17 protein-coding genes are annotated in these 19,970 nt (G+C 58.3%); 11 read left to right on the forward strand and 6 right to left on the reverse strand.

Annotated features, from left to right (window positions below):
• The first annotated feature begins 3 nt into the window (after nucleotides 1-3).
• Nucleotides 4-435, forward strand: a complete 432-nt coding sequence (locus BMZ67_RS06580; protein ID WP_092021159.1) for a helix-turn-helix domain-containing protein — start codon at nucleotides 4-6, stop codon at nucleotides 433-435.
• A gap of 7 nt (nucleotides 436-442) precedes the next feature.
• On the opposite strand, the gene BMZ67_RS06585 is transcribed toward BMZ67_RS06580, so the two are convergent.
• On the reverse strand, nucleotides 443-1,648 hold the full coding sequence (locus BMZ67_RS06585; RefSeq protein WP_092021160.1) for a BaiN/RdsA family NAD(P)/FAD-dependent oxidoreductase: 1,206 nt from the start codon (nucleotides 1,646-1,648) through the stop codon (nucleotides 443-445).
• Nucleotides 1,649-1,776: 128 nt separating this feature from the next.
• Here BMZ67_RS06585 and BMZ67_RS06590 point away from each other — a divergent pair, with 128 nt between their 5' ends.
• Nucleotides 1,777-2,871 (forward strand): ABC transporter substrate-binding protein, encoded by a 1,095-nt coding sequence (locus BMZ67_RS06590; RefSeq protein WP_175481855.1) that lies wholly within the window; start codon nucleotides 1,777-1,779, stop codon nucleotides 2,869-2,871.
• Nucleotides 2,872-2,927: 56 nt separating this feature from the next.
• Entirely contained in the window at nucleotides 2,928-4,214 is a 1,287-nt protein-coding gene (locus BMZ67_RS06595; protein ID WP_175481856.1) for a GGDEF domain-containing protein, read from the forward strand.
• 3 nt (nucleotides 4,215-4,217) lie between these two features.
• On the opposite strand, the gene BMZ67_RS06600 is transcribed toward BMZ67_RS06595, so the two are convergent.
• Nucleotides 4,218-5,030, reverse strand: a complete 813-nt coding sequence (locus BMZ67_RS06600; protein ID WP_092021163.1) for a PhzF family phenazine biosynthesis protein — start codon at nucleotides 5,028-5,030, stop codon at nucleotides 4,218-4,220.
• Nucleotides 5,031-5,056: 26 nt separating this feature from the next.
• On the reverse strand, nucleotides 5,057-5,365 hold the full coding sequence (locus BMZ67_RS06605; protein ID WP_092021164.1) for a hypothetical protein: 309 nt from the start codon (nucleotides 5,363-5,365) through the stop codon (nucleotides 5,057-5,059).
• Nucleotides 5,366-5,545: 180 nt separating this feature from the next.
• On the opposite strand from BMZ67_RS06605, the gene BMZ67_RS06610 reads away from it, so the two are divergent.
• Nucleotides 5,546-6,964, forward strand: a complete 1,419-nt coding sequence (locus BMZ67_RS06610; protein WP_092021165.1) for an aminotransferase-like domain-containing protein — start codon at nucleotides 5,546-5,548, stop codon at nucleotides 6,962-6,964.
• 24 nt (nucleotides 6,965-6,988) lie between these two features.
• Here BMZ67_RS06610 and BMZ67_RS06615 read toward each other — a convergent pair whose 3' ends face one another.
• Entirely contained in the window at nucleotides 6,989-7,630 is a 642-nt protein-coding gene (locus tag BMZ67_RS06615) for a response regulator transcription factor (protein ID WP_092021166.1), read from the reverse strand.
• A 50-nt stretch (nucleotides 7,631-7,680) separates the two neighbouring features.
• Entirely contained in the window at nucleotides 7,681-9,510 is a 1,830-nt protein-coding gene (locus tag BMZ67_RS06620; protein WP_092021167.1) for a PAS domain-containing sensor histidine kinase, read from the reverse strand.
• 155 nt (nucleotides 9,511-9,665) lie between these two features.
• Between BMZ67_RS06620 and BMZ67_RS06625 the strand changes: the two genes are divergently transcribed.
• From BMZ67_RS06625 to BMZ67_RS06655, 7 genes are all read left to right on the forward strand, one after another.
• A complete protein-coding gene (locus BMZ67_RS06625; protein WP_092021168.1) occupies nucleotides 9,666-11,294 on the forward strand; it encodes an acyl-CoA synthetase in 1,629 nt (542 codons plus the stop codon).
• A gap of 114 nt (nucleotides 11,295-11,408) precedes the next feature.
• The gene (locus BMZ67_RS06630) at nucleotides 11,409-12,785 is read left to right on the forward strand and encodes a solute carrier family 23 protein (RefSeq protein WP_092021169.1); all 1,377 of its coding nucleotides are present in this window, start codon (nucleotides 11,409-11,411) and stop codon (nucleotides 12,783-12,785) included.
• Between the two features lie 184 nt (nucleotides 12,786-12,969).
• On the forward strand, nucleotides 12,970-13,806 hold the full coding sequence (locus BMZ67_RS06635; protein WP_092021170.1) for a metal-dependent hydrolase: 837 nt from the start codon (nucleotides 12,970-12,972) through the stop codon (nucleotides 13,804-13,806).
• A gap of 153 nt (nucleotides 13,807-13,959) precedes the next feature.
• A complete protein-coding gene (locus BMZ67_RS06640) occupies nucleotides 13,960-14,910 on the forward strand; it encodes a DegV family protein (protein ID WP_092021171.1) in 951 nt (316 codons plus the stop codon).
• A 132-nt stretch (nucleotides 14,911-15,042) separates the two neighbouring features.
• Nucleotides 15,043-16,077 carry a hypothetical protein gene (locus BMZ67_RS06645; RefSeq protein ID WP_092021172.1) on the forward strand — a complete coding sequence of 345 codons (1,035 nt, stop codon included), beginning with the start codon at nucleotides 15,043-15,045 and terminating at the stop codon, nucleotides 16,075-16,077.
• Between the two features lie 44 nt (nucleotides 16,078-16,121).
• On the forward strand, nucleotides 16,122-16,760 hold the full coding sequence (locus BMZ67_RS06650) for a LysE family translocator (protein ID WP_092021173.1): 639 nt from the start codon (nucleotides 16,122-16,124) through the stop codon (nucleotides 16,758-16,760).
• A gap of 42 nt (nucleotides 16,761-16,802) precedes the next feature.
• Complete coding sequence (locus BMZ67_RS06655; RefSeq protein WP_092021174.1) at nucleotides 16,803-19,505, forward strand: cation-transporting P-type ATPase; 2,703 nt, start codon at nucleotides 16,803-16,805, stop codon at nucleotides 19,503-19,505.
• A gap of 63 nt (nucleotides 19,506-19,568) precedes the next feature.
• On the opposite strand, the gene fdxA is transcribed toward BMZ67_RS06655, so the two are convergent.
• A complete protein-coding gene (fdxA, locus tag BMZ67_RS06660; RefSeq protein WP_092021175.1) occupies nucleotides 19,569-19,892 on the reverse strand; it encodes a ferredoxin FdxA in 324 nt (107 codons plus the stop codon).
• Nucleotides 19,893-19,970: the final 78 nt, after the last annotated feature.

The following is a 19,970-nucleotide window of genomic DNA, read 5'->3' on the forward strand; positions in this document are numbered from 1 at the left end:
ATCATGGCTCAGTTAGCAATTGTCGATGCTTACCAGACCTTTATGGCCACTGCTCAGCCGTTGATCAACATTGATACTGACGAGCAGTATGAGGCGGCGCTTGAAACACTGGAGCAGGTGCTGGAATCAGCCAGCGATACCCTGGATGACCCGCTGAACCCTCTCATTGATATGCTCAGCCAGGCAATCGCCCGCTACGAGTCCAGGGACGAGGAACTGGTGGCATATGTTGCAGAGGCGGGCACCGTTCCTGCTGATATTGCACTGCTTCGCACGTTGATGAAACAGCACCATCTCACCGGCAGTGACCTGCCGGAGATCGGAGATAAAACCATGGTCTCCAAGGTCCTGAATGGAAAAAGAACCTTGAGCCGTCAGGCGATTGAGAAGCTGTGCGAGCGGTTTGGGCTTAGCCCTGCGATGTTCTTCGGGTGACGGTCGTTCAGACCGCATTCCCCGCCGCCACCCCCGACGCCCACGCCCATTGGAAGTTGTGCCCGCCCAGATGACCGGTCACATCCACCACCTCGCCAATGAAGAACAGGTTGGGGCGGTCGTTGACGGCCATGGTTTTGGACGACAGCTGGCGGGTATCAACGCCGCCGAGGGTGACTTCGGCGGTGCGGTAGCCTTCGGTGCCGGAGGGTTTGATGTGCCAGCGGTTGAGAGCGTCGGCGACCTGCTCGAGATCGGTGTTCTTGTAGCCCTGCAGCGGGCCCTGCCAGTGGTGCAGGTCATTCAGCGCCTGGGCGAAGCGTTTCGGCAGGTGCTGGTTGAGGTACTTGGCGACGGTGCTTTGCGGCGCGTCCTTGCGCAGTGTTTGCAGGGCTTCACTGGCGGACTCGTCGGGCAGCAGGTTGATGGCCAGCTCGTCGCCGGGCTGCCAGAAACTGGAGATCTGCAGCATGGCCGGGCCACTGAGGCCGCGATGGGTCACCAGCATGGGCTCGCGGAAACTCATGCCGTTGCAGCTCACTTCCACCGGGCAGCTAACCCCGGACAGCGGCGCCAGTTGTTCCTTCAGCGCCGGTTGCAGGGTAAAGGGCACCAGGCCGGCGCGGGTAGGCAATACCTCGAGGCCAAACTGGCGGGCAATGTCGTAGCCAAAGCCGGTGGCGCCCATGGTGGGTATGGACAGCCCGCCGCAGGCGACGACCAGTGATTCGCACTCAAACGAGCCTGCGCTGGTGGCAAGACAGTAGCCGTCACCCCTCTCGCTGATCTCGCGGATCTCGGTTTCCATGCGGAGTTTTGCACCTGACCAATCGCATTCGGTGAGCAGTACCTGCAGGATGTCCTTGCTGCTGTCGGCGCAGAACAGTTGCCCTGCGGCCTTTTCCACATACTCCACGCCATGGCGTTCTACCAGCTCCAGAAAGTGGTGTGGGGTGTAGCGCTTCAGGGCGGAAATGCAGTAGTGGGGGTTGTCCGACAGGAAATTGGCCGGGGTGCTGTTGAGGTTGGTGAAGTTACAGCGGCCACCGCCGGACATCAGGATTTTCTTGCCGGGCTTGTTGGCGTGATCCAGCACCAGCACGCGGCGGCCACGGTACGCTGCTGTTGCCGCACACATGAGCCCGGCGGCACCGGCGCCAATGATGATGACGTCAAAATTTTTGGAACCGGTAGGGGTCAATTGCGGTGTCATATACAGCCATGGTTGAAAAAACGACCGGAAAGTATAGCGGTCTGGTCAAGGATTTACATAGCGGTATAGCCGCAGTTTGATTAGACTGTGTGTGTTTACTAACTGCCTTGCCCTTACAGGAACTCGCTTTGTTTCGAACCTGCCTGTTAACTCTTCTGTTGTTAAGTCCTGCTTTTGCCTGGGCCTTTTCCGTCACTTTCATCAATCCCGGTAAACACGATGAGACCTACTGGGTCGATGCCGCCAATGGCATGCGGTCTGCAGCCAACAGCCTGGGTATTGACCTTGAGATCCTGTTTGCCGAGCGTGACCCGGTTCGCCAGATCCAGCTAACCAGTGCCGTCGCCGCACGCGAGGGCAGTGACCGGCCAGACTATTTGTTGCTGTCGGTGGAGAAAGGCACGTTTGCCGAGCAGCTTCGGATCGCCGATGGGGCCGGGCTGAAAGTGTTCCTGGCCTACAATGGCCTGCTCGATGAGGAGCGGGCGCGCTTCGGAGGTCCCCGTGAGCAGTACAAGGGGTTACTCGGTTCCCTGATTCCGTCAGCGGAGTCGGCGGGTGAGATGACCGCCCAGGCGCTTCTGGACGAAGCCCGTCGGCGGGGTTTGCAGGCCGATGACGGTAAGATCCACCTGGTGGCTATTTCCGGTGACCGCTCGACGGACAGCTCGATTCGCCGTAATGAGGGCATGCTGTCGGTGGTGGATGCCAACGAGGATCTGGTGCTCGATCAGTTGGTGCATGCGGATTGGAGTCGTGACATCGGCAAGCTCAAGGCTGCGCAGCTTCATGAGCGTTACCCGGATACCACGCTGTTCTGGAGTGGCAGTGACCTGATTGCGTTGGGGGCGATGGAAGCCCTGAGAGAGCGCGGCCTGCGTCCTGGGGGTGATGTCCTGGTATCCGGAGTCAACACCTCTGTCGAAGCCATGAATGCGGTTATTCGCGGTGAGATGACGGCGCTGGCGGGAGGGCATTACATGACCGGGGCCTGGTCGCTGGTGCTGCTGTATGATTATCACCACGGTATCGATTTTGCGGAGACCGAAGGTGTCGAGATGCAACGTTCGATGTTTACTCTGTTTACACCTGAGCTTGCCGCGCGTTTTCTTGAGTGTTTTGGTGCATCGATTCCAAAGGTTGATTTCACCCGTTACAGCAAGTTCCTGAACCCGGATATGACTCGCTACCAGTTTGACATTGGCCAACTGTTAGAACCGTGAATTCTTTAAACCGAACTCGTCCGTTCCAGTCCCTTACCCGGGACATATTGCGCAGGGTGATCACCGCTGCGGCATTTTCGATGGTGCTGATCGGTGCCGCCCAGACGTGGGTTCAGTACCGCAGCGAAGTGATCCGGGTGAATGAGCTGGTGGACGTGCTGGCGCAGACCCACGTACCCGTGCTGACGATGGCGCTTTGGGATATCGAGCCGACGGTGGCCGAGACGCAGGTATCAACGATTGCGTCCCACCGGGAAATTGAAGGCGCCTACCTTTCCACCGCGACTGGAATGATGTTCCAGGCCGGTGTGGTGGATACGGAGGTTGAGCCTGAGTTCACCGTTGCCATTCCCAACCCCCGCAACAACAGTGAGGCGCCTCTGGGGGAGCTCCGGGTCTATTACGACCACGGCGAAATCCAGCAGGCAATCCTGTTGGCGGTTGCCGGTGGCACCCTCAAGTTGGGATTGTTTATTGTGCTGGTGTGCCTGGTGGTTTACCGGGTTATGTTTTACCGCTTGAAGGCTCCGCTGCGACAGATCGCGGATTACAGTAAGGAACTGTTGCCAGACCGGGATAATCCGCCGCTGGTTATTCAGCGCCCGGAACGTCAGTGGCAGGATGAGATTGACCTGGTAGCGGAGGGTTTTGAAACCCTTCGTGAAGCGATATCCCGTTACAGCCGTGAGCGGGACCGTGCGATGAAAGAACTGGCGGAAGAGCGGGATCAGCTGGAAATCCGGGTGGCGGAGCGCACCAAGGAACTGGAATCCAGCCGTCGGGAACTGTACCTGCTGTCGCATACCGACCACCTGACGGGGCTGGCGAACCGTCGATCCTTTGAGGACCGGTCAAGGCTTGAAGAGCGGAGGGTGCGGCGTTACCCGACACCGCTGTCACTGGTGATGATCGATGTGGACTATTTCAAGGGCTACAACGACTTCTATGGCCACGCTAAAGGCGATGAGTGTCTGGTTGCCCTGGGCAAGGTGATGATGGATCACTGCCGGCGTGCCGGTGAGTTTGCCGTTCGAATGGGCGGGGAGGAGTTTGCCTTGTTGCTCGCCGGTCAGGATGCGGAGGGTGCAGCGGAGGTCGCCGAGCGGCTCCGGCAGGCGCTGTTTGATGCCAATATCCTTCACGAAGGCTCCCCGCTGGGGCGGGTAACCATCAGTTTGGGGTGCGCCTCGTGGGAACCTGGTGGCGACCTTCCGCTGGATGACGCGTTGATTGACCGAATGCTCAGTCTGGCCGACAAACGCCTCTACAAAGCGAAGTTCAATGGTCGCAACCGGGTGTGCTCCTCCGGTGCGACCGAATTGGACAACGGCAGCGTTGCCTGACCCTCAGTCTTCTAGGGTCACCTGGCCTTCCATATAGAACGCTGCCTGACCGGAAATACTGACCCGGTCTCCCTTCAGCTCGCAGTTCAAGTGTCCGCCTCGGGCTGAAAGCTGCTGGGCGGACAGGCGACTCTTACTCAGTCGTCCGGCCCAGTAGGGCGTTAGCACGCTGTGAATAGACCCGGTGACCGGGTCTTCATCAATACCAATCCCGGGTGCAAAGTAGCGACTGACAAAATCACAATGTTCCCCTTCTGCCGTGATGATCAGCCCCTGGTTGCCGAGCTCCTTCAACAGACGAAAATCGGGCGTCGCGTTGCGAACCGCGGCTTCATCCGTCAGCACCACCAGGTAGTTGGTATCGTTGGGTACGAAGTAAACATGATCGTCAACCCCTTCCAGGGCGTCGTGCAGAAGCTGGGGCGTCGGCACCAGTTCCATGGCAAGGTTAGGAAAGTCCAGTTCAAGCCAGTGATTGTCGCGTCTCACAACGCCAAGGGGGCCGCTCATGGAGCGGAACCGGATGGCATTCCGCTCGAACCCCAGACGGTTGAACAGCACCCAGGCGGTGGCCAGGGTGGCATGGCCACACAGGGGAACCTCTGCCCCCGGCGTGAACCAGCGAATGTGAAAGTCGGCCTCGCTGCCTTCCGGTTCACGGACGACAAACGCGGTCTCTGACAAGTGGTTCTCCTGTGCGATGTTCTGAAGCAGGGTATCGGGCAGCCATTGTTCCAACGGCATGACGGCCGCCGGGTTGCCGCGGAATTGCTGGCTGGTGAAGGCGTCGACCTGATAAATCGGAAGTGTCGTCATGGTTTGTCCTGTCTGCGGATGTTGGGTCAGGTGGAGTGTCTGCCAGTGTATAGCGTGGCGTATTGGTGTGCTCGCAGGTTCACGAACAGGGCCAGCTCCGTTGCGCCATACAGGTGAATCCTGGTTTGGGTTCCGCGCCGGCAGATCACCCAGTGGCGCCTGCCGGCGCGGCAAACTTCAAAGCCAAGTGCCTCAAGATGTTGCAGGTTTCGGTCAGCACTGTCGGTTGCGTTTCTGTTCAGCGCATGGCTGTTGGCAATGCCCAGCAGGTCCCGTCGGTCGCCACTGGGACTGGGTAAAACAGGGGGCGTAAGTCTGGATTCAAAGGTGGTCATCGGTCGGGCTCCCGTTCCGTGGATTTCCCGATTATTGTGGCTCTGATGGTCGAAGCCATAACAGATTCAGATTATATTTTTTTGAACCGGTACAGTGTTCAGGATTTGAAAACTGTGCTGTATGGTTCATAGTAAATCTGTGCTGCACCCGCTGTTCACCGATCTGGCAGGATATTGATCATGAGTGTTCTCTATAACCACATTGCCGACCAGCTTCAGACTCTGATCCTTGATGGCGTTTACCGGGATGGCGAGCGGTTGCCGGGTGTCCGGTTGCTGAGCAAACAGTTTGGAGTCAGTGTGTCCACCATTCTTCAGGCCCACCAGACCCTGGAAGGACGTGGCTATCTGCAGGCCAGGGAGCGCAGCGGCTACTTTGTTCGTTTGCCTCGTCTGGATATGCCTGAACCGGCAATGAGTATCTCCCGGGCTGAGCCTGTTGCGGTCAGTGCCCGCGACATGGCCCTGGAGCTGTGCCTTGATGAGCTCAATCGCATGGTGCCGCTGGCGGCGGCGATTCCCCATGCCGATTTCCTGCCGGTGCGGCAGATTCAACAGGCGTCATTGTGGGCGGCCCGGCATGGGTTTGAAACCCTGGATTATGCCTTTCCCGGCAAGTCTGCCTTCCGCCGTCAGATTGCTCAGCGGATGACGGGCCTGGGCTGCATGGTATCGCCGGACGATATACTGGCGACCAACGGCGCCCAGGAAGCCATCATCCTCGCGTTACGGGCGGTAACCGAACCCGGTGATATTGTGGCGGTTGAGTCGCCTTCCTTCCCAGGTATTCTTCAGGCATTGGATGTGGTCGGCCTGCGGGTCATTGAAATTCCGACCCATGCCACCGATGGCATTAGCCTCGAAGGCTTGCAACTGGCGTTGGAGCAATGGCCGGTCAAGGCCTGTGTGATGGTGGCCAACCACAGCAACCCATTGGGAACCTGTCTCAGCGATGAGCGCAAGGTGGCTCTGGTGAACATGCTGGAGGCCGCGGGGGTGCCGCTGATCGAGGATGATATCTATGGCGATCTCTATCACAGCGGTGAACGTCCCCGCCCGGCGAAGACCTTTGACCGTACCGGCAACGTGATCTATTGCAGCTCCTTCTCCAAGACGATATCGCCGGGGCTGCGGTTGGGCTGGATGGTGCCCGGGCGTTACCGCACCGAGGCTCGCCACCAGAAGTATTTCAGTAACCTGGCCACGGCCAGCCTGCCGCAGCTTGCGGTGGCGCGTTTTCTGGAGCAGGGCGGATACGATCGGTACCTGCGCTCGGCGCGCCAGTGGTACCGGGATGCGACTGAGCGGATGCGGATAGCCGTTGGTCGCTCCTTCCCGGAGGGCACCGCGGTCAGCAAGCCCCAAGGGGGCTTTGTGCTGTGGGTGCAGTTACCGGGCAATGCTTCCGGCACTCGGGTGTACCAGCTGGCGCGGGAGGAGGGGATCAACGTGGCACCGGGGCGGATGTTCTCCACCACCGCAAACAAATATGAGAACTGCTTGCGCCTGAACTGCGCCAACCCTTGGAATGAGCGGATCGAAAATGCGATTCATCGCTTGGGCATTCTGGCGACCCAGGCCGTTGCCGAATTGTCCTGACCGCGTGTGACTCGGGTTAGGACGTCACACTGCCCGAAGATCCAGGGGATCCATCAGTCCCGCCGCGATGGCCAGGCCAGTGACATCTGGTAGCCGGTCCACATCAAGACGTTTCATCACGCGGGAGCGGTATAGGTCTATGGTCTTGACGCTGACGCCGAGCTGCTCAGCGATTTCACGGCTGGTGTAGCCTTGCGCCAGTGGCAGGAATACGTCCCGCTCTCTGGGGGTCAGGGTGGCGATCTTCGCCATGGCATCCGGTGACGCGCCTCCTGTTGATGGCGGGCTTTGGCGATCCTGCAAGGCCTGCTGGACGCTATCCAGCAGCAGCTGTTCGTTGAAAGGCTTCTCGATAAAGTCGAAAGCGCCGGACTTGAATGCACGCACGGCGATGGGAACGTCGGCGTGACCGGAGACGAAAATCACCGGCAGGTCCAGCTTCCGCTTTTGCATTTCTTCCTGAACGTTCAGCCCCCCGAGCCCCGGCATCCGCACATCGAGAACGACACAACCGGTCGCAGAGTCCGGAATCGCATCAAGGAACTGGCGCCCATCGGCGTAACCCTGAACCCTCAGACCAACGGACTCCAGCAGCCACTGGGTTGAGTCCAGCATTCCAGTATCGTCGTCGACAACATAGACAACCGCTTCTTCCGGCTTGGTCATGAGGGCCCCTTATGGTGATTGTTGTTTGTGATTGATGGTTGGTTAGGGTTTCAGGTTGCGCTATGGCCCAGCGCGGCCTTGGCGGGAAACCGGCAAATCAGCCGCAGGCCGCCTTCGGCGCTCCGTTCGGCATCCAGGAAACCGCCGAAACTCTCGACAATGGAGCGGCTCATGGACAGACCCAACCCCAGCCCCTCGGACTTCAGGGTGAAAAACGGTGTGAACATCTGCCGCAGCCCTTCGTCATCCAGCCCCGGCCCCTGATCCTCCACCTCTATCCATACATCCTGGCTGGCCGACAGCCGGGTCGTAATGCGGATCTGGGAGGGCGCATCGTGATGGCGTTCCCGGTTGGCGTCAACTGCGTTTCGTATCAGGTTGATCAACACTTGCTGAAGTAGCACCGGGTCGGCCGTCAGGGTGGGGTTGGCCTCGGCCAGCTCCAGCTCAACGGTGATGTTGTGCTTGGCGGTTTCCCAGTGGCAGAGGCGTACCGCAGCGTCAATGGTCTCGTTCAGGGCAATGCAGGCGCTACGCTTTTTGCCTTTGCGTAGGAAGGCGCGCAATCGCTTGATCACTTCAGCAGCGTGGTCGGCATGGTGGGTGATACGCTGCAGGCCGTCCTGCACCCGGTGGAGGGCGTCCGGATTGTCGTCAAGTTGGCCAAGGTAGCGTTTACTGGCATTGGCGTAGTTGACGATGGTGGCCAGCGGCTGGTTCATTTCGTGGGCAATACCGGAAGCCAGCTCCCCCAGGGTCGCTAACCGGGCGGTGTGGGCGAGTTCCTCCTGGTGGCGGCGTTGTTCGCTTTCCCGAAGTTCCCGTTCCGTCATGTCCCTCGCCACCAGTGAATAATAGGTCGCGCCCTGGGCTGCCTGGTGGGAAAGCAACACCAGGGATACCGGCAGCGAGCTATTCCCATCCAGCGCCGCCAGGCGAGTCTCCGTCTCCCAGACACCGCTTCGATCAGCCTGCGGCAGCCCGACAGAAATCAGGCGCTGGAACTCACCGGGTTCGAAGAATGCTGTGACCGATGGCAGTGGGTTGTTGTCCGCCACGGCCAGCGCCCGCCGGGCAGCCGGGTTCATGTAGCTGACATCGCCGGTGCGGCTGACAAACAGCACCAGGTCTGTATTGGCCTCAACCACCTGGGCCAGACGCCGGTTGTTCTCTTCCGAATTGACCCGGGCGGTGATGTCCCGGGACACGCTCACCACTTCAATCACTGCGCCGGTATAGGTCTCGCGGATGGCCCTGGCAGCGGTTTCAAACCATCGCAATTGACCATCGCGGCGGCGGATCTGCAGCGTCAGGGTCGCATAACCGGAGTCCCGTAGGCTGTTACGGGCCTCATCCAGTTGGCCTTCAAGGCTCTCCGGGACGACAACATCCATCAGGCCTTTCCCGCGCAGCTCCTCGGGCCAGAAGCCTAACAGACGCCAGGACGCCGGCGAGGCATCCACAAAGTGACCGCCAGGAGCGTGGCGAGAAATCAGGTCGGTGGTGTTCTCGATGATGAGTCGGTACAGCCGGTTGGAGCGGGTCGCTTCCGCCAGTTCGTGGAGGGTCTCTGTCGCATCCCGCCCGCGAATCACCACGTGCTGGTTTTCCGGGTCGGGGATAAAGGTCCATAGCACCGAGCGTTCGCCAATTCGGCTTTCCACGTTAGTGATGGTTCGGACCTGGCTCTGGCAGGCCTGGATCAGGGCGCCCTGATTCTGTGGCAGCAGCGCGATGGGGGTATCCATGCCAGCGGCCTGTAGCCATTGCCCGGTGGTTTCATTCCAGGCCTGGATCGCCCCGCTGGTGTCGCAAATCAGGCAGGCATCCGGGTCGTTGGCCAACAAAAGCGGGTTGGGTTTGTTGGAGGCTGACGTCATAGCTGATCTTCTTATGGTGGTTTTACTATAATACTATGGGTCTATTGCTATAAATATTTGTGCAATTACTATTGGCAGCTAGAAAGAGTATAGCTGTAATTGTAAGTGCTCTGGAAATGCCACAAGAACAACAGCGTTCTACATAGGTGACCCCCATGACCGCGATTTTTGAAACCGGCCTAGAACAGGTCCATGCCAACCACAGCGTCCTGTCTCCGTTGGACTTTATTGCCCGTACCGCAAGTGTGTATCCGGATTACCCCTCGGTGATCCACGGTGCGATCCGCTACAACTGGAGCCAGACTTATGATCGTTGTCGTCGTCTGGCATCTGCGCTGGTCGGACGGGGCATTGGCAAGGGCGATACCGTTGCTGTGATGTTGCCCAACATTCCCGCCATGGTGGAATGCCACTTTGGTGTGCCTATGATTGGCGCTGTGCTTAACACCCTGAACGTGCGTCTGGATGCGGAAGCGATTGCTTTCATGCTGGAGCATGGTGAAGCCAAGGTGGTCATTGCTGACCGGGAGTTCGGTGAGGTTATCCGTGAGGCCGTTAACCACATGGAACACCGCCCACTGGTTATTGACGTTGATGACCCTGAGTACGGTGAAGGATCCGCCGTCAGCGACCTGGATTACGAGGCCTTCCTGCAGGAAGGTGACCCAGGCTACCAGTGGCAGCTGCCGGAAGACGAGTGGGATGCCATTTCACTCAACTACACCTCTGGCACCACCGGCAACCCGAAAGGTGTGGTCTATCACCACCGGGGTGCTTTTCTGAATGCCATGGGTAATCAGGCGGTATGGTCGATGGGGCAGCACCCGGTCTACCTGTGGACCCTGCCCATGTTCCACTGCAACGGCTGGTGTTACCCCTGGACGGTGACGGCACTGGCGGGAACCCATGTCTGCCTGCGTCGGGTCGATCCCGAGAAAATCCTGCGTTTGATTCGTGAGCACCGTGTCACTCACATGTGTGGTGCGCCGATCGTTCTCAATGCCCTGCTGAATGTGCCGGAAGCAGCGAAGGGTGGAATCGACCATGTCGTCAGCGCCATGACAGCGGGCGCAGCGCCCCCAGCCCAGGTGATCGGAGCCATCGAGGAAATGGGCATCCGTATCACTCACGTCTACGGTCTGACCGAAGTGTATGGTCCGGTCACGGTGTGTGCCTGGAAATCCAAGTGGGATGAGCTGTCGCTGGACGAGCGCGCCGTGATCAAGGCACGCCAGGGCGTTCGTTACCCAACCCTGGCCGGCATGATGGTCGGCGACCCCAACACCATGGCGCCGGTCCCCAAAGACGGCAAGACCATCGGCGAAATCTTCCTACGTGGTAACACGGTCATGAAGGGCTACCTCAAGAACCCGAGTGCAACCGAAGAAGCCTTCCGCGGCGGCTGGTTCCACACCGGTGACTTGGCGGTGTGGCACGAAGACGGTTACATGGAGATTAAGGACCGCCTGAAAGACATCATCATTTCTGGCGGCGAAAACATCTCCACCATCGAAGTGGAAGATGCCCTGTATCGCCACCCGGCGGTGCTGGAAGCGGCGGTGGTCGCGCGTCCGGATGAGAAGTGGGGCGAAACGCCGTGTGCCTTCATTACGCTGAAGCCTGAGGCTGGCAATGTGACGGAAGAGGACCTGATCAACTTCTGCCGCGAGCGCCTGGCCCGCTTCAAGGTCCCGAAGACCATTGTGTTTACCGCACTGCCGAAGACATCCACTGGAAAAATCCAGAAGTTTGTCTTGCGCGATCAGGCGCGAGAACTGGGCTAAGTCAACGGAATTTCCATCAGGTCAGGTAACTGCCTGGCCTGGTGCATTGCAGTAACCCCAATTACCACAAAAACAACATCAGGCGAGCTTAACGCTGTGCCAGGAGGTTCTTTTATGCAAATGTACCATCGTAGAGACGGCGCGGAGCAGCCCAGCTGGGCCGCCGGACCGTTCAAGATTCGACTGCCGTTTGTTCACTATCGCTGGGAAGTTGCAGAGATGGTGCAGGCGCTGATCATGTTCGTGGTCAGCTTGGCCATGATCCCGCTGCTGGAAAAATACCTGGGTGTACCCTACGACGTTGCCCTGGCCTATGTGGTGGTTTGTGGTATCGGTTTCATGTTGCCAGCGTTGCTGGGGGTTCCCCTTGTGCCGGGCTGGATCACCCCGGGTATCCCCGTTGTTCTGCTGTTCCTCGGTGACTTTGAGCCGGGCGCTGAGGCGATTCAGGCGCTGTTTGCGCTGCAGTTCCTGGTATTCCTGATTTTCCTCGTACTGGGCCTGACCGGTATGGGTAACAAACTGGTGGAGTGGATTCCCCGGTCGATGAAGGGCGGAATCATCATCGGTGCCGGTATTGCCGCTCTGATGGGTGAAATCGAAGCCGGTGGACGGCTGGCGGAAACCCCGATCTCGCTGATTGTGGGTGGCCTGGTGTGCCTGTACCTGATGTTTTCACTGTCTTTCAAAGGGTTTGTGGAAACCAATCCGATTGCCCGGAAAATTGCCAACTACGGCATGGTGCCGGGTATGGTTGTAGCGATTCTGGTGGGTTTTGCGACCGGAGAATATGAGGTGCCGACCGTGCAGTGGGGCATTACCCAGCCGGCGTTTGGCGAGCTCTGGAACTACCTGCCGTTTACTGTTGGATTCCCTTCGGCTGACGTGTTCCTGCTGGCCATTCCGACCGCCGTGATTGCCTACATCATTGCGTTTGGCGACATCATCGTAGGTAAGTCCCTGATGGATCGCGTTGACCACCTGCGCAAGGACGAAGTGATCGACAGCAGCGTGGACCGGGTTCACCTGGTGACAGCGATCCGCAACGGTATGCACGCGTTCTTTGCACCCTACCCGGGGTTGGCCGGACCGATCTGGACCGCCGTGACCGCCACCATGGCGGAACGCTACAAGTACGGCCGTAAGGCGATGGATTCCATTTACAGTGGCGGTGGCACTTTCTGGATTACCGGATTTATCGCCCTGTTTATCCTGCCGCTGGTGAGCTTTTTCCAGCCGGTACTGCCGATTGCCCTGTCACTGACCCTGCTGCTGACCGGTTACATCTGTCTGATGGTGGGCCTGGAGCAGCTGGAGAACAACACCGAGCGTGGTATTGCCGGAACCATGGGGGTTGTCCTTGCGGTGTACGGTGCGGGCTGGGGCTTGGCCACCGGAGCCGTTCTCTACCTGCTGATTGAGCGCACCAAGCTGTTGGGCTTTACCCCGGACCCGGAAGCGCCGGGGGCAAGGGCCGCCGAAGAACATTAATCTCCTTGTGTGTTTTGGGGGAGTCTGGGCTTGTCCCGGCTCCCCCTTTTTTTTGGTGATTGCTGAGGGCTGGCTTAATGGGCCAGTTTGATCATGATGCTGGTCGAATAGTGTACAATTTTAGTCGGTTCCGACACACGCAGCTCCATGACTCCAAAAAACACAATAATGATGGGAGGCAGGTATGGCGATCAGCACAACCCCTAGCGGTGTTTCGGTGGCTCCCCGCCATCTGGAATTTGATGTATCCCAGGACCTGAAAACGGACTGGTACGGCAACGACGCCTTCCGAACGGCGTTTTTCAATGCCCTGTCTTTGCAGTTCCCTGACGGTGAGCAGCAGTTCATCAATGCGGTCCGGTTGTATCGGGAGCGGATCGACGACCCCAAACTGAAACAGGAAATTCGCGGGTTTATTGGCCAGGAAGCGCTGCACAGCCGTGAACACCGGGCCTATAACGACGCCCTGAAGGCTCGTGGCTATGACATTGACGCCATTGACCGGCGCTTCATGAAACATATGAAGTGGGTTAGCCGTTTGTCCGCCAGCCGTCAGCTTGCCGGTACCTGTGGCGCTGAACATTACACCGCGGTGTTGGCTAATGCGATTCTGAGCCACCCGGAATGGATGGCCGGGGCGACCCCTAACATGCGACGGCTATGGCGCTGGCATGCGATTGAGGAAACCGAACACAAATCGGTGGCTTTCGATGTGTATCAACACTGTATTGGCAATGAGCGGCTGCGGCGTATTGTCTTTTTGTTTGTGACCTACCACTTTTTCAAGTTCACCTTCCTCAACACCTGCAGCCTGTTGAAGGCCGATGGCAAGCTCTGGAGCCTGAAGACCTGGTTGGGGGGCATGAATTTCCTGTGGGGGAAACCGGGAGTGATCCGCCGCTGCCTGCCGGATTTCCTGGCCTACCTGCGTAAGGGCTTTCAGCCCTGGCAGCAGGACAACCGGGCGCTGCTGGAGCGGAGCCTTGAAGACCTTGAGGAGATGCCGGCACAACCGGGTTGATCAGGCGAACGTCAAGCCTGTTGATTCGCCACAGAAACAGCACCCTGACTGGGAGCGGGTGCTGAATTAATGATCGATTTGTGATAAAAATGGCGGCCTGGAAAACAACGATAATAAAAGCGACCCACAGGGTCATCACCCCGGAGGCCTCCGATGCGAGTTGGTCTGATTGTAGACTCAGCCTGTGACTTACCTTATGAATTCCGGCGCCAGCACGACCTGTTTGTCTTGCCGGTCACTGCCCGGATCGACCATCAAACCTATGTTGATGAGCACGACCCGGTGCGAACTCAGGAGTTCTACCAGAGCGGCCTGCTGCAGAAGGGGCATCACGCTGAAACTGAAGCGTTTTCGGTACAACAAATCCATGACCTGTTCATGGAGAAGATCGTAAACCAGTTTGACATTGCGATCTGTGAGACGGTAACCCGGTCCCGCAGCCTGATTTACCAGAATGCCAGCGAGGCCATGAATTCGGTCATGGCCCAGTACCGGGAAGTACGTAATGCGGCCGGGGTTCCGGGTAGTTTCTCGATGCGGGTGGTCGACAGTAAACAGATTTTTGCAGGGCAGGGGCTGTTGGCTGCCCACACGCTGCGTTTGATTGACCAGAAACTGTCGAAGAATGCGCTGCGCAACGAGATTGAGCGGTTCTCAGATAACATCTATACCTGCGTCATTCCGCGAGATCTGCACTACATCCGCGAGCGTGCCCGTCGGCGTGGTGACAAGAGCGTCTCTGCCGTGGTGGCTTTTCTTGGCAAGGCCCTGAACATCACGCCGGTGATTTTTGGCCAGGGGGTGGAAGGCCAGCCCGTTGCCAAAACCCGTAGCTTTGACGTTGCTGTGGAGAAGGTGATGAACTACGCGACCGGCCGGGTTCAGGCGGGGCTTCTGACCCCCTACGTCAGCCTGTCCTGTGGCATGACCTGGACCGAAATCGAAGAATTGCCAGGTCTAAACCGCCTGCGGGATGCCTGTGAGCAGCAGGGCATCGAATTGCTGCTGTCCCAGATGGGCATCACCAGCAGCATCTATCTGGGCCCGGGAAGCGTGTGCCTGGCGCTGGGTGCAGAGCCTCACCGGTTCAGCGATTTTCAATAGTGGTCAGGCCCGGCCGGGCTTGGCCGAGCTGCGGCTATTTCGGGTTTTTCCGGCGAACGTCCGGGCTGGGGCTTCGTGGTAGCCTCGCCCTGACATAGCTTCTCTTCTCTGGCTTCCACTGGGACTGACACCATGACCACATCACCGGCCGATCTCGTCAATGCGTTGCTGGAGCAACACGTCAAGCATGAAATGGCGGCCCTCAAGGGCGCTAAGCTCCGCAAGATGATTGAGCGCGAAGTCAGTGAACTGATGGTGCTGGCTGATACCGTCACCCTTGGCAGGGCGGTGTCGCCTGACCAGGTGATGGGGGTGATCCGGCGTCTGGTCATGGACATGGAACTGGATGGCGGGATTCCTGAGCTTGCCGGAGAAATGGCGGCCAAAGTGATGAATGCTCCGGTGCAGGCAGACACGCTGCTCAAGGATGTACTCAGCCGGGAGCAGACGACCTCGATTCTTGAGCAGGTGCTGGAGCTCAAGCATCACCGGGAGCGGATGATCAGCAGTGTGATGGCCCACCCGGTGTACCAGGAGCTGGTCTCCAGCGTGGTCTACCAGGGCCTGGTCAGCTACCTCTATGAAGACAACCTGATTACCCGCAGTGTGCCGGGTGTCGGCTCGATGATGAAGTTCGGCAAGAAGATGGCGAATAAGGCGGTACCGGGACTGGACGAAAGTTTCGAGCGCCGGATCAAGGCCTGGCTGTCGGATAGCTTGCCGGGGCTGATCAGTCGCAGCGAACAGTTCCTGCACAAAGCGCTGAGTGATGACGAACTCCGCGACACCGTGATGGCGGCCTGGATCACGCTGGAGGGCCGCACCATTGGTGAGCTGAGGGAAGGGCTGGGGGACATCCAGCTGCAGGAGTTCGTGGTGCTGGGCTATGAATTCTGGCTCAGCTTTCGCCAAACCCCGTACTTTGAAGGCTGCTGCGAGGCTGTGGTGAACCACCTGTTCGAGAAGTACGGTAATCAGTCCCTGGCCACCCTGTTGGACGATATCGGGGTGGATGAAGGGATGATTATGGCGGAAATGGACGCCTTCATTTTGCCGCTGGTGGACGTCCTGCGAGAGGAAGGGTATCTTGAAGGCTTCTTGCGCCGACGGCTGTCATCGTTCTATAAGTCCGCCGCGGTGAAAAAAATCCTTCAGCTGGATGCCTGAGCCGTAACTCCCTGACCAGGCATGTTTATCGGGAGCGGTGTTGCATGCCTTCCATTGAACTGCTTGGTGCTTATCTGGTCGCTATTTTCCTGCTGACCATTTCCCCCGGCGTCGACACCTTACTGACCATACGGAATACCGCTCGCTCGGGCGTACGCTCAGGGGTTGTCACGAGTGTTGGCATTTGCAGTGGGCTGTTTATCCATGCGGGCCTCTCAGCGGTGGGGATTTCGCTGATTCTGGTCCAAACCGCCTGGGCTTTTAGCGTGCTCAAATGGGCCGGAGCCTGCTACCTGGTCTGGCTTGGCCTTAATAGCCTGAGGCAGGCCTGTGTGCGACCTGCCGTCGGTGTTGCCAGCCAGCCGCCGCAACCTCAGCACTCCCGGTTTGCCCGGGACTTCCGCGAAGGCGTGCTTTCGAATGTGCTTAATCCCAAAACAGCACTGTTCTATATGGCCCTGTTACCTCAGTTTATTGATCCTCAAGGGAGTGTGTTGTTGCAATCCATGCTGCTGGCTGCGATCCATTTTGTAATGGGACTTGTGTGGCTGTCCGGCGTGGCTGTGGTGGTGGCTCGTTCCCGTGGGCTGGCCTCCCCGGGGTGGCTCAAGCGGATGATGCATGGTCTCACCGGTGGGGTTTTCATTGGGGTTGGTGCCAAAGTGGCACTTTCGCAGGCGTAGGGCACCTTTCCAACTTTCCGGATCACAGAGGTGGTTCTGAGAATGGAGCAGCGTGATCAATGGCACCGCGTGACGGTGGATGCAGCTTTAGCGGCTTTGGAAACTTCGCCCCAGGGGCTGTCTCAACCTGAGATAGAGGCCCGACACCAGCGCTATGGAGCCAACCGGCTGCCAGCGCCACCGCCCGAGCGCGCGTTCCTCCGTTTTCTCCGTCAGTTTCATCATATTCTGATCTATGTGTTGATTGGTGCCGCCACGATTACTGGTCTGCTCGGGCACTGGCTCGACACGTCGGTGATTCTCGCTGTTGTGCTTCTAAATGCGCTCATTGGTTATGTTCAGGAAGGCCGGGCCGCCCGAGCCATCACGGCTATCCGTCACATGTTGGCACCACAGGCTTCCGTTCTGCGCAGCGGCCGTAGGCTGTCGGTTGCAGGAGAGGACCTGGTTCCCGGTGATGTGGTACTGCTGGATGCCGGAGACCGGGTGCCGGCAGACCTTCGGCTGATCAGGGCTCACAGTCTCCAGATTCAGGAAGCGATTCTTACCGGAGAGTCTGTCGCTGTCGATAAACAGACTGAGCCACTGGGTAAGGCGGCGGCCATTGCGGACCGTTCGTGTATGGCATATAGCGGAACCACCGTCACCCGAGGGCAGGGGTGTGGTGTGGTTGTTGCGACAGGGGGCCTAACCGAGGTTGGGCAGATCAGCGGCATGCTAGTCAATGTGGATACGCTGAAAACGCCGCTGATTGAACAAATGGAAGTTTTCGCTCGCTGGCTTACGCTGGTGATTGCGATTGTTGCCGGGCTTTTACTGGTGTACGGCCACTTTGTCCAGCAACAGGCGTTTGCCGGTCTATTTATGGCGGTGGTCGGGCTTTCCGTGGCAGCGATTCCTGAGGGTTTGCCGGCGGTGCTGACCATTACGCTGGCGGTAGGCGTACAGGCTATGGCCAAGCGGCATGCGATCGTTCGGCGACTGCCTGCTATCGAGACCATCGGCTCAGTCTCGGTGATTTGCACGGACAAAACCGGAACTCTGACCCGGAATGAAATGAGTGTGGCCACGCTGGTAGCTGGTGGCCAGCATTTTGACGTCGAGTGCTCGGGCTATGCCCCAACGGGTTCTCTGACCTTAGCCCGCGACGTTGTGGCGCCAGAGTCGTTGCCTTTGGCTGTGGAACTGTTGGTGCGTACCGCCGTGTTGTGTAACGACGCGGAACTGCACAAGCAGGAAGCCTCCTGGCATGTCGAAGGAGATCCCATGGAGGGGGCGTTGTTAGCGCTAGCGGGTAAAGTAGAACTCTACCCCGAGGAACTCCGCAGTCGGTGGCGACGAACGGATGTGATTCCATTTGATACCCGCCATCGGTTTATGGCCACGCTCAATCATGACCACCGGGGCCATGGCAGCATTTTCTTGAAAGGAGCCCCGGAAGCTGTGTTGGCTCTTTGCGTGGGGCAACTCGACGTCAATGGTGACGTACAACCGCTAGAGGAGAGGCAGTGGCATCGCTTGGCGGAACAGATTGCAGCCGCGGGTCAGCGGGTGCTGGCGTTTGCCTATCGCCCGGTTTCTGCCAGTCACTCAGTCGTTGAGCTGGCGGATCTTGAACAAGACTTGGTGATGATTGGCTTGGCTGGGTTTATTGACCCTCCACGGGAAGAAGCTTTGGCGGCAGTGGTGGAGTGTCAGCGGGCGGGAATTGCGGTCAAGATGATTACAGGGGATCACGCCAGTACTGCCGCGGCTATTGGTCATCAGCTGGGGTTACCGAACAGTCACCATACCCTGACAGGCACAGAGCTAGACAGGCTCAGCGAAGATCAGTTGGCAGCAGTAGTCCGGGACATCAATATTTTTGCCCGCACCAGCCCTGAGCATAAACTGCGCCTGGTCAAAGCCCTGCAATCCCAAGGTATGACGGTGGCTATGACGGGGGATGGTGTCAATGATGCCCCGGCGTTACGTCGTGCGGATATTGGCATCGCTATGGGCGGGAAGGGCACTGAGGCGGCCAAGGAGGTGTCAGACCTGGTGCTTGCTGACGACAATTTTGCCTCGATTGTGGCCGCGGTTCGGGAGGGACGTACGGTCTGGGACAATATTCGAAAGATGATCGGCTGGACACTACCGACCAGCAGCGGTGAAGCATTTGCCATTGTTGTCGCGTTGCTTGCAGGGCTTGCTTTGCCGGTGACTCCTATCCAGATTCTCTGGGTTAACATGATCACCACCGTTTCCCTCGGGTTGGCTCTTGCCTTTGAGCCCACAGAAGAAGGTGCAATGCGCCGCTGCCCGCGTCCGAGACATGATTCTCTGCTCTCTGGGGCCTTGTTGTGGCAAATCGCCTTGGTTACTGCGTTGATCGTGTGTGGCGTTTTTGGGATTTACTCATACGCGGTTGGACAGGGATATACCGTAGAACTGGCGAGAACCCTTGCAATGAACACGCTGGTGGTTATGGAGATTTTCTATCTGTTCTTTATTCGGAATATGAACAGTACGACCAGCTCCTGGAACCTGGTTCGCGGTACGCCGGTGGTCTGGCTCGCGGTAGTGGGCGTCACGCTTGGTCAGGTGGTGATCACCTATTTGCCGCCGGCCCAAACGGTTTTTGGCACCCGGGCAGTTTCATTGGTGGACGCGGTGCTGGTCATCGCTATCGGCTTTGCCCTGTATGTCGCTGTGGAGCTGGAGAAGCAGCTTCGATTGCGTCTGATACGCGCAGGACAGCCATAAAAAAGGGGAAGCGACGCTCCCCCTTTTTTATGGCTGTTGTCTTACCCTATCCGGGCAGAGCCTTCAGCGCTCCAGGTACTGCAGCTTGTTGGGCTTGCCATCCCACTCTTCTGCATCCGGAAGCGGATCTTTTTTCTCGGTGATGTTGTCCCATTTGGCCGCCAGGTCAGCGTTGATTTCAACAAACTGGACCTGATCTGCAGGCAGTTCGTCTTCAGAGAAGATGGCCTCAGCAGGACATTCCGGCTCACACAGCGCACAGTCGATGCACTCGTCCGGATCAATTACCAGAAAGTTTGGGCCTTCGTAAAAGCAGTCCACCGGACATACTTCAACACAGTCAGTGTATTTGCACTTGATGCAGTTATCAGTAACGACAAATGCCATAGTCAGATCCCTGTTCGGTGGTCGTTCTCATCAGTACGGAATTGTGTGGGTCAGCCTGAGTAATGCAAATGCCCAGGC

The organism is Marinobacter zhejiangensis (genome assembly GCF_900114775.1).
GTDB classification, from domain to species: Bacteria; Pseudomonadota; Gammaproteobacteria; order Pseudomonadales; family Oleiphilaceae; genus Marinobacter; species Marinobacter zhejiangensis.